The sequence below is a fragment of the Paenibacillus sp. NPDC101420 genome (genome assembly GCF_050277435.1).
Lineage (GTDB): Bacteria > Bacillota > Bacilli > Paenibacillales > Paenibacillaceae > Paenibacillus_AQ.
The window spans coordinates 165,280-175,258 of the sequence record NZ_JBNNSE010000010.1 but is presented as its reverse complement, the minus strand read 5'-3'; the positions used below and the strand labels follow the sequence as shown (position 1 = coordinate 175,258).

The 9,979-nt window shown below is 44.9% G+C and carries 7 protein-coding genes, 9 tRNA genes and 1 rRNA gene; 14 read left to right on the top strand and 3 right to left on the bottom strand.

Features of this window, described 5'->3' with window-relative positions:
- The 11 genes from rrf to ACQKMP_RS28360 form a co-directional block, all read left to right on the top strand.
- Positions 1-93 (top strand): 5S ribosomal RNA (gene rrf, locus ACQKMP_RS28410); the annotation flags it as partial.
- A gap of 131 nt (positions 94-224) precedes the next feature.
- Positions 225-764 carry an AAA family ATPase gene (locus ACQKMP_RS28405; RefSeq protein WP_076287119.1) on the top strand — a complete coding sequence of 180 codons (540 nt, stop codon included), beginning with the start codon at positions 225-227 and terminating at the stop codon, positions 762-764.
- 82 nt (positions 765-846) lie between these two features.
- Positions 847-921: transfer RNA gene (locus ACQKMP_RS28400), tRNA-Glu, on the top strand.
- Positions 922-1,009: 88 nt separating this feature from the next.
- Positions 1,010-1,085: transfer RNA gene (locus tag ACQKMP_RS28395), tRNA-Val, on the top strand.
- Positions 1,086-1,128: 43 nt separating this feature from the next.
- Positions 1,129-1,205, top strand: a tRNA-Met gene (locus tag ACQKMP_RS28390).
- Positions 1,206-1,231: 26 nt separating this feature from the next.
- Positions 1,232-1,309 (top strand) — tRNA-Asp (locus ACQKMP_RS28385).
- A 15-nt stretch (positions 1,310-1,324) separates the two neighbouring features.
- A tRNA-Lys gene (locus ACQKMP_RS28380) sits at positions 1,325-1,397 on the top strand.
- Positions 1,398-1,433: 36 nt separating this feature from the next.
- Positions 1,434-1,508 (top strand) — tRNA-Gly (locus tag ACQKMP_RS28375).
- 10 nt (positions 1,509-1,518) lie between these two features.
- Positions 1,519-1,595 (top strand) — tRNA-Arg (locus tag ACQKMP_RS28370).
- 19 nt (positions 1,596-1,614) lie between these two features.
- Positions 1,615-1,693, top strand: a tRNA-Leu gene (locus ACQKMP_RS28365).
- 80 nt (positions 1,694-1,773) lie between these two features.
- Positions 1,774-1,846: transfer RNA gene (locus ACQKMP_RS28360), tRNA-Lys, on the top strand.
- Between the two features lie 118 nt (positions 1,847-1,964).
- Here the strand turns inward: ACQKMP_RS28360 and ACQKMP_RS28355 are convergent.
- The 3 genes from ACQKMP_RS28355 to ACQKMP_RS28345 form a co-directional block, all read right to left on the bottom strand.
- Entirely contained in the window at positions 1,965-2,885 is a 921-nt protein-coding gene (locus ACQKMP_RS28355; protein ID WP_076284852.1) for an aldo/keto reductase, read from the bottom strand.
- Positions 2,886-3,103: 218 nt separating this feature from the next.
- The gene (gene fabV, locus ACQKMP_RS28350) at positions 3,104-4,294 is read right to left on the bottom strand and encodes an enoyl-ACP reductase FabV (protein WP_076284851.1); all 1,191 of its coding nucleotides are present in this window, start codon (positions 4,292-4,294) and stop codon (positions 3,104-3,106) included.
- Between the two features lie 264 nt (positions 4,295-4,558).
- On the bottom strand, positions 4,559-5,494 hold the full coding sequence (locus ACQKMP_RS28345) for an aldo/keto reductase (protein WP_076284850.1): 936 nt from the start codon (positions 5,492-5,494) through the stop codon (positions 4,559-4,561).
- 184 nt (positions 5,495-5,678) lie between these two features.
- Between ACQKMP_RS28345 and ACQKMP_RS28340 the strand changes: the two genes are divergently transcribed.
- Genes ACQKMP_RS28340 through ACQKMP_RS28330 form a run of 3 tightly spaced genes read left to right on the top strand, consistent with a single transcriptional unit; the run spans position 5,679 to position 9,966 of the window.
- On the top strand, positions 5,679-6,653 hold the full coding sequence (locus ACQKMP_RS28340) for an ornithine cyclodeaminase family protein (RefSeq protein ID WP_427472215.1): 975 nt from the start codon (positions 5,679-5,681) through the stop codon (positions 6,651-6,653).
- 11 nt (positions 6,654-6,664) lie between these two features.
- Complete coding sequence (locus ACQKMP_RS28335; RefSeq protein ID WP_081951185.1) at positions 6,665-7,828, top strand: dipeptidase; 1,164 nt, start codon at positions 6,665-6,667, stop codon at positions 7,826-7,828.
- Positions 7,829-7,839: 11 nt separating this feature from the next.
- On the top strand, positions 7,840-9,966 hold the full coding sequence (locus ACQKMP_RS28330) for a CocE/NonD family hydrolase (RefSeq protein ID WP_427472213.1): 2,127 nt from the start codon (positions 7,840-7,842) through the stop codon (positions 9,964-9,966).
- Positions 9,967-9,979 lie beyond the last annotated feature (13 nt).

Below are 9,979 nucleotides of genomic sequence, written 5' to 3'. Positions count from 1 at the left end.
CCACGCGTACCCATCCCGAACACGACCGTTAAGCCCTCCAGCGCCGATGGTACTTGGACCGAAGGGTCCTGGGAGAGTAGGACGTTGCCAAGCACGCAAGACCACTGTTGAGTAATCGACAGTGGTCTTTTTGTTGTGCATTGTAGAGTGAATTTGCTTGTAAGGGTTTTTATGATAAAGTGGTTTAATAGAGTCACTAATAAATTATTCATGGGGGAAAGATCTTGATTATATGGATCAATGGAGCTTTTGGTGCGGGGAAGACAGAAACTGCATATGAATTACATCGCAGACTTCCTGATTCTTTTGTATACGATCCAGAGAATGTAGGGTATTACATAAGAGCAAACATTCCCGATGTGATGACAAAAAGTGACTTTCAGGACTATTATCTTTGGCGTGAAATTAACCATTCCATGTTAAAATACATAGCTAGCGAATATAGGGGAACGATTATCGTACCTATGACCATAGTCAACCCAGAATATTGGATGGACATTGCTGGTAATCTAATAAATGAGGGATTAGAGGTTCATCATTTTACTTTGTGTGCCTCACGAGAGACGCTGCTCAAGAGATTGGGTGGTAGAGGTGAAGGGAATGACTCGTGGGCCGTTCAACAGATCGACAGATGCCTCACAGGGCTTAATAAGGACGTATTTAAAGACCATTTAGACACAAATAACCTGACTACTCTAGGAGTCGTAAAGATGATAGCTAGTAAGCTTGATATCACTTTAACGCCTATTATAGAAGAAAAGTGAAAATATATTAATTTAGGTATTGCTATACTTCGAAATACATGATATAATCTTTTTTGTTGTCAAAACATTTTGTTTTCAATACGGCCCGTTGGTCAAGGGGTTAAGACACCTCCCTTTCACGGAGGTAACATGGGTTCGAATCCCATACGGGTCACCAATTTCTTTAAAACGTAATTGTTCTACTGAAATAAAATGTTGCATTACAGGTTGAATTGTGTTATGATAATTGAGTTGCTTCTTTACATGGAGGCTTAGCTCAGCTGGGAGAGCATCTGCCTTACAAGCAGAGGGTCGGGGGTTCGATCCCCTCAGCCTCCACCATGAAGCTTTCTTATGGTAATGAATAGCTAAATATTTTTAATGACGCGGGGTGGAGCAGCCCGGTAGCTCGTCGGGCTCATAACCCGAAGGCCGCAGGTTCAAATCCTGCCCCCGCAACCAATTTTCATCAAGCAATTATATCTTTTGGAACCGTGGTGTAGTTGGCCTAACATGCCTGCCTGTCACGCAGGAGATCGCGAGTTCGAATCTCGTCGGTTCCGCCATTTTTCTTGCTTCATGAGCCATTAGCTCAGTTGGTAGAGCACCTGACTTTTAATCAGGGTGTCGAAGGTTCGAGTCCTTCATGGCTCACTTCTTAAGTGAGTCGGACACTAATACATACCGTGTGCGGACGTGGCTCAGCGGTAGAGCATCGCCTTGCCAAGGCGAGGGTCGCGGGTTCGATTCCCGTCGTCCGCTCCATATAAATTTTGCGCCCTTAGCTCAGCTGGATAGAGCGTTTGACTACGAATCAAAAGGCCGGGAGTTCGAATCTCTCAGGGCGCGCCATATTTTAACTTCATACTTTGCCGGCGTGGCGGAATGGCAGACGCGCTCGACTCAAAATCGAGAGGGAAACCGTGGAGGTTCGAGTCCTCTCGCCGGTATCAATTAGCAAGCGAAGCTCTTATGCGTTAAGCTAAGGGCTTTTGCTTTTCAAGTATAGTAAGGTAAATCATTATATTGTGGACTCTTAGCTCAGTTGGTAGAGCAGTAGACTCTTAATCTATTTGTCCAGGGTTCGAGCCCCTGAGAGTCCATCCTTAAAAGAAACGGCAGAGATGCCGTTTCTTTTTTTATATGAGTTATACGGTATCAATTATAGTCACAAAAAAAGCCACGAAGTACGATATTAGCGTACTTCGTGGCTTTTGATATTTATGGAAGGATATTACCCGCAGCACGGTAAATTTCATACCATTCTGGTCTGGTGAGTGTAATATCGGATGCTTTGGCAATATCCCGCAATCGCTGCGTATTGGTTGTACCTACAACAGGCTGCATATTTGCCGGATGTCTGAGAATCCAGGCAATGGCAATAGCGGTATTGGTAACCTCTTTTTCAGCTGCTAAGCGGTTAATGACCTCGTTCAATTCAGGGAACTTGTCGTTGTCCAAGAATACACCTTCAAAGAACCCATATTGGAAAGGTGACCATGGCTGAATGGTCATGTCATGAAGACGGCTGTACTCCAAAATCCCGCCATCATGAACAACCGAACCGGAGTTTGTCATATTCACATTAAAGCCGGTATCAATCATACCCGTAAACATAATGCTTAATTGCAGCTGGTTGAACAGCAGCGGTTGCTTTACATTTTTCTTCAGTAGCTCGATTTGTAACGGGTTCTGGTTGCTGACACCAAAATGCTTGACCAATCCCTTGTTCTCCAGAATGTCAAAAGCCTCAGCCACTTCTTCCGGCTCGAACAGCGTGTCAGGACGGTGAAGCAAGAGCACATCGATATAATCGGTCTTCAAGCGTTTTAGGCTACCCTCTACGGATTGTAGGATATGCTCTTTGGAAAAATCAAAATAGCCCTTGCGGATTCCGCATTTGGTTTGGATCAGCATTTTATCACGCATACCAGGATTGTTCTGAAGTACCCCTGCGAATACCTCTTCAGCTTTGCCGTCCGCATAAATGTCGGCATGATCAAAGAAGTCTATTCCGAGCTCCAACGCACTATGTACATGTGTATCAGCCTCTTTTGCAGACAAATCCGCAATCCGCATACAGCCCAGCGAAATTTGGGATACGTCAAGTACACCATTCGCTACACTAATTTTCTTAACCACGAGTGATTCACTCCTTAGAATGTAAGTTAGAACTTGCAGTATTCTATCAAACCATATCACAAAGTGGGAGGCTAAGCCAATATGCCCTACGACGTATAGGTAGGTTGTAAGCAAAGTGCAAAAAAAGAGGCCGCCACATCAGTAGACTTCACTACTTTTGCAGACAACCTCTTTGTTTATACATCCAGAATTAGCATATGGATGTATTCAGAATCATTTTAATACATATTCGGAATGTCGACATTAGGATCAATATCTGCTTCATAGTCTACGCCATCTGTTCTAAAGCCAAACAGATTGAAGAAATCTTGGCGGTAGCCTTCAAGATCAGCCAGCTCACCTGCATTATCAGTTGTCAGCTCGTCCCAACGTTTCATAACCTCTGTCTGGACATCCTCACGCATTTCCCAGTCGTCAATGCGGATCAAGCAGCTTCCGTCAGCAGTAGCCTTGCCTTCACCGTATAGGTGCTCAGAGAACAAGCGATACATTTGTTCAATACAGTTCTCGTGCAGGCCTTTTTCCTTCATCACTTCATAAAGTGCAGAGATATAAAGGGGTACTACAGGAATAGCTGAGCTGGACTGAGTTACGAGCGCCTTATTAACGGATACAAAGGCACGTCCGCCTTTTGATGAAAGAAGGTCATTCATTTGGATCGCAGTCTGTTCCAGATCGTGCTTGGCTTGGCCAATTGTTCCGTCCCGATAGATAGGGTGAGTGATTTCAGGCCCGATGTAGGAGTAAGCAACGGTAGTAGCACCATCTGCAAGGACATCAGCTGCTTGAAGCTGATCGATCCACATTCTCCAGTCTTCGCCGCCCATTACAGCGATGGTCTGACGTACTTCCTCTTCATTAGCAGGCTCAATGGTGGTCATGGATACTTCGCCTGTATGGAAGTTCAAGGTTTTATTCGAATAAGCTGTTCCCACCGGTTTAATAACGGAGGAGAAGGTTTCTCCTGTTACCGGATGGGTACGACGAGGTGAAGCGACACTATAAATAACTAAATCGATGGTGCCATATTCAGCTTTAATCAGTGCAATGGTCTTCTCTTTAATCGCATCAGAGAAGGCATCGCCAACTATGCTGTGTGATTTAAGTCCAAGCTCTGCTGCTTGTTGTTCAAAGGCAGCGGAGTTGTACCAGCCTGCAGATGCGGTGCGCTGACCTTCCGCAGCCTTATCGAAGAACACACCAATGGTATTGGCGCCAGCACCAAAAGCAGCTGAAATTCTAGAAGCCAGTCCGTATCCGGTAGAGGCACCGATGACAAGTACATTCGCAGGGCCCTCAATTTTCTTTTGCGCTTTTACATATTCAATTTGTTGTTCTATTTGTTTGGCGCATCCCTCTGGATGGGCTGTTGTGCATATAAATCCGCGTGTTTTAGGTTGAATAATCATCAAGGAATTCCCCTTTGTATAAAAATTTAAGTCTACTGATACACAGAGAAAGTATAGCAAACAATATTTACTAATACAAAGAATTTAGGATATTCGATAAGAATCCGCTGCCCTGTATTTTTGTTTGTTGGCTAGCTGCGCTATCGAGTCTTGATCATTTATTAAGGCTTGCGGACTCCAGTGACGCTATTCCTTAGAAAAGGGGCTGCCCCAGTAGCCATTTCATGACTTCAAGGACAACCCCCTTTACATTATAAGGCGCTATTACGCCTTAAAGATTGAATCAATCGCTTTGATCTCATCTGGTGTCAGCTGAACTTTCAGAGTCTGGAGATTCGATACGATCTGTTCCGGACGTTTAGCTCCGGGAATAAGTGCGTCGATGGAAGGTACGGTCAAATACCAGGCTAGCACCACATGTGCGACTTCAACACCTTTGGCATCGGCAATTTGGCGAACCTTGTCCACCTTCTCCAGGTTTTTGGCAAAGGTCGCTCCTTGAAACATTGGGTTGTTCTTTCTATTGTCGCTGAACGTATCGCCTTGCTTATACTTGCCGCCAAGAAGGCCGGACGCGAGTGGGAAGTAAGGAACGAAAGAAATGCCAAGCTCCTGCGTGTAAGGGAGCAGTTCTTTTTCTGCATCACGGTGCAGCAGGTTGTAATGGGATTGGAGAACATCCACATGACCGTCCTTGTTGGCTTCTCTCAGCTGTTCAATGGAGAAGTTGGAGACCCCGATCGCTTTGATCTTTCCTTCATCCTTCAGCTTCTTAAGCTCGCCAACAGCTTCATCCTTAGGAGTGCTTTCATCAGGGAAATGAATATAGTAAAGATCGATATAATCGGTCTGGAGGCGTTTCAAGCTGTCTTCCACAGACTGTCTTAGAAAAGCTGGAGAGTTGTCGATCGTAACCTTATCGCCAGTAATCTTGTGAGCGCCCTTAGTAGCAATAACCACATTGTCACGGCCGCCTCTTTCTCTCAGCACTTCTCCAATAAGTTCCTCGGATCTACCTGGACCATAGATAAAGGCGGTATCAATGAAATTGATCCCATGGTCAAGAGCGTTGCGAACGATATCTTTACCAGTCTCATCATTTAAGCCGGGAAATAAATTATGCCCACCAACAGCATTGGCACCCAGTCCGAGAGGGAGTACCTGCAAATTTGTTCTACCTAAAGTTATTTTACTAGACATAATCAATCGTCAGCTCCTTAAAATAGAATATGAACTATATTAAGTATAGCTAATAGCCCGTGGTAAGACAAATTGCTGATTTTCAGCTTTATACATGAATATTTAAAGCGTATAAGTTATGATATAAAGAATAATTTTGCGTTCCCACATTTGTTGCCACAATGAAGTAAAGGAGGTTTGTCTTATGCTAGTTATTAATCAAAATGAAGTGGCTGAGCTATTAGCAATGGAGTCTTGCATCACAGTGATGGAATCCGTTTTGAAGGACTTGTCCGCAGGACAAGCCATACAGAGCTTAAGACAAGTACTCCCGCTGCACCAAGGCAATCTGATTGGCTTAATGCCGGGCTTTTTGCAGAGTGAAGAAGTAGCAGGCGCCAAAATCATCAGTGTGTTTCCAAGCAACCATGGCTCAGGTTTACCTTCCCATCAAGGGCTTGTTACGTTATTCGATTCTTCTACCGGTGTTCTGAAAGCTGTAGTAGATGGACAGAAGATTACCGCAATTCGTACAGCAGCTGTTAGTGCAGTAGCCACTCGTTATCTGGCTAGAGAAGATGCAGAGGTGCTTGCCATTCTAGGTACCGGCGAGCAAGCCAAAAGCCATCTGGAAGCGATGCTACTGGTTCGATCGATTCGTGAGGTCAGAGTTTGGAGTAGAACACTTGCAAAGGCAAGAGATTTCCAAGCAGAAATGAGCCGTAAATATGGTGTGGAAATCCTTGTGGCTGAGTCTATTCAAGAGGCAGTTAATCCAGCAGATATCATTTGTACCGTAACGGCATCTACAGAGCCTGTGCTCAAAGGAGAATGGCTGAAGCCTGGAGTACATATCAATGCGGTTGGAGCCTGTAGAGCAGCGGATCGTGAGCTGGATTCGGAGACCGTACGGTTAGCTAAGTTATATGTAGACCGATTGGAATCCGCGCATAATGAATCTGGGGATTATTTAATTGCGCTGAACGAAGGCGTGATTACTTCAGGCCATATTATCGGTGAAATCGGTGAACTGATCAGCGGGAATATTGAGGGCAGAGCTACAGCTGATGAGATCACTCTTTTTAAAGGACTAGGACTTGCAATAGAGGATTTAGCAGCAGCCAACTTCATTTATAATGAAGCTGTTAAATTACAAAAAGGCATTGAAATTGCATTCTAAGGAGCGACCACATGATGAGCACATATGAAGGTTTGTATGATTTCAAGTTGACGGAGCAAGACGAAGAGCGGGCCGTACATTTGCATGAGCAGAACATTAATATTGATTTGCTATTTCAAGGTCCCTTATCTCCAAACGCAATTCCAGAGTCTGTGTCTAAAAAAATAAAAGAGCTGTGTGAGCCCTATAAAGATGAGCCGATGATATATAGCAGCATGCCAGCAAAAATGATCACAAAGCTGTCGGCCAGCGGTGAGATCCCCGAGTATAAAAGTGAATGGTATAAATCGGGAATTACCGCGGGTAACCGGGAACTTCATTTAGAGTCCTTAGAAAGCATGATCAATAGCATGGCTGAAGTTCAGCTTCAGTTTGACTCCGCAGATTGGTTAGTTAAAGCTTTAACCGCAGAGGATATACGTGCAGCCAAGCGTAATGGCCATAAGGCGGGTATTATCACAGCTCAAGAAACGGATGGCCTAGGTACTAATCTGGACCTATTAGATGTGTTACATAATTTTGGCTTAAGAATTTTACAATTAACTTATAACAATCAGAATCAGGTCGGTGCAGGTTGTGCAGAACAGTCGAACGCTGGGATTACGAATTATGGAAAAAGATTCATTGAGCGTTTGAACAAGCTCGGGATCATTGTAGATACGGGACATTGTGGAAAACAGACCACGCTCGATGCTTGTCAGTATTCTAAGACTCCGGTCATTGCTTCACACACGGGTGTAGAGGCTATCTATCCACATATGCGCTGTAAAAGTGATGAAGAGATTATCGCGATAGCGAAGACGGGTGGAGTCATCGGTATTTTTGCTATGCCGTGGTTTGTTCATGAAGATCCTAACCATACGACCATTGATCATGTGCTGGATCATATCGAATATGTGATTCGGCTTGTAGGCGTGGATCATGTCGGGATTGGAACGGATTGGCCGATGAGCGATGTGCTCTGGTCATTGGTTTATTTTAAAGAACATATTGCACCTAAGCTAGGATTTGCCAAAGGAGACGGACCTTCTACTGAAACCGTTGCTGGGCTTGAAAAATATAGCTATTTTATCAACTTTACTAGAGGTCTAGTGGCTCGCGGTTATAAGGATGAGGATATTGCAAAGATTATGGGTGGCAACTGGATGCGCGTGTTTGAAGAAATTTGGGGATAGGGGATAAATAGATGACAACATACTTGAACACAACTACATTTAACTTCTACTGTTCTGGCATTTATTCAGGGAAAATACATTTTACGGAACAACAAATTATGCTCGCTAAGGTTGATCCACGCAGACGAACACAAATGCAATACAATGCGCTGGATACCCAGTTCAAGACCGTTCTTCCATTTCAAAAAATCCACGAACACATGGACGCTTACGCTAAAGCAGAATGGGTCAATGATGAGATAGTTCTAAGTAATGGTGATCTTTATCAAAAGCATATTCAGTATCAGGCTGTATTGGATGGCCGTGAGCTTACTTCACAAGTATGGGCGCTACGAAAAGAGACGGCACTGGATATTGTGACCTTGGATGGTGAGATTATTGCCTTTCTTACGCCAAATCGGTATGGCATCGAGCTGATTGTTAAAGCAGGATATGAGAAGCTGACGCCTCTGGTTGTTTATGATGATCCCCTTTTGTCCAAGCCAGAGTATGGTGTAAATGATTTGGGTACGGATCTGATTCCGATGCGTGATGGCGTGAGACTGGCTACGGATGTGTTTCTTCCTGAGGGCATTCAGCCGGGAACCAAGCTGCCGACGATTCTTGTGAGAACCTGCTATGACCGTAACGGGAAAAAAGAAATTTTTATGAGATGGGCTAACAAAGGTTATGCAGTGGTGTCACAGGACGTAAGAGGTCGGGCGGATTCGGAGGGGGAGTTGATCCCTTTTTATAATGAACGGGATGATGGCTACGATACGATCGATTGGATTATCGCGCAGGATTGGTCAGATGGCAATGTTGGAATGTGGGGCGCGTCCTATCTCGGCTTTGTGGTTGTCTCGGCGGCGACCAGCGGGCACCCTAATTTGAAGGCTGTTGTGGATGAAGTGAATGTTGGCTCACCGTTTGTAGATACAGCGCGTAAGGGTGGGACGCTTTGCTCTTGGCCACTCTTGTCTTGGACGCTTGCACAATCTGTGGGTACCCGGACGGATTTTGATATTTTTGGGGGCATTACGGTGAACCCAGAAGCGGCCGTCGATGCGAGACCGATTAAGGAGATTCCACAGCAAATGATCGGCAAAGCATCAGGACCATGGGATTTGTGGAGCCAGCATCCGGAGTATGATGATTTCTGGAGAAACTGTACCTTTACGGAACGTGGGGATCAAGTGCAGGTCCCTATGTATGTGATCTCAGGCTGGTATGATGGCGACAGCCCTGGCGTATCGGAGACTTGGAGAATGCTGACTGAACATGATGTGCCAAATCGTAAAATCCGTCTGGGTGCATGGGAGCATGGGCCAAACCGAGCCAGAGATTATGAGGGAGTAAGCTTCGGCAATGATGCAGTCGTCTATGATTATGATGTTTCTGTACTGCGCTGGTTCGACCGCTTCCTCAAAGGCATTCCGAACGGAATAGATCAGGAGCCTAGAGCCTCTTATTATGTCGTTGGTGAGAATCAGTGGAGAACGTCGGAGGATTGGACACCAGTTGAAGCTACAACTACGCCGTTTTATCTTTCCAGTGCTGGCCGTGCTAATTCAGGACAAGGAGACGGGAAGCTGCTCACAGCGCCAGAGGAACACTCTCCAGAAGATACTTATGTCTATAACCCAAATGATCCTATGAATGATAGCGGTGAGCGGGAGCCTGAAAATTTGCGGAAATATGAGCTCCGAAATGATATTCTTGTGTACACTAGTGAGGTGTTGACGGAAGAATTGACTATTGCTGGCGAATTGTCTGCTGTCATCTACGCCGCTAGCACAGGTAAGGATACGGATTGGGTAGTTACGCTTAGTGATGTGAATGAACATGGAGACTCTATCCGGTTATCTAACTATATTGTCAGAGCTAAATATCGTCATGGGTTTGATGCACCAGAACTGCTCACGCCAGGGCAAGTGGAGGAATACGATATTTTCATGCCGAATATTGCTCACAGATTTGCGGTAGGACACCGAATTCGTTTTTCGATTACCTCTTCCAGTAAATTCGTTGCTTTCCCGAATACGAATACTGGTGGTAACCCGTATGAAGATTCAGAGGCGATTACAGTGCTGCAGACTGTTTACCATAATAGTAAATATCCAAGCCATGTGAAGCTGCCGGTTATTCCTAACGCTTGAACGATACTGCAAG

Excerpts from the sequence above, each read along its gene's own strand:
- fabV (WP_076284851.1), bottom strand. The coding sequence starts at position 4,294 with ATGATTATTCAACCTAAAACACGCGGATTTATATGCACAACAGCCCAT.
- ACQKMP_RS28345 (WP_076284850.1), bottom strand. The coding sequence starts at position 5,494 with ATGTCTAGTAAAATAACTTTAGGTAGAACAAATTTGCAGGTACTCCCT.
- ACQKMP_RS28340 (WP_427472215.1), top strand. The coding sequence starts at position 5,679 with ATGCTAGTTATTAATCAAAATGAAGTGGCTGAGCTATTAGCAATGGAG.
- ACQKMP_RS28335 (WP_081951185.1), top strand. The coding sequence starts at position 6,665 with ATGATGAGCACATATGAAGGTTTGTATGATTTCAAGTTGACGGAGCAA.
- ACQKMP_RS28330 (WP_427472213.1), top strand. The coding sequence starts at position 7,840 with ATGACAACATACTTGAACACAACTACATTTAACTTCTACTGTTCTGGC.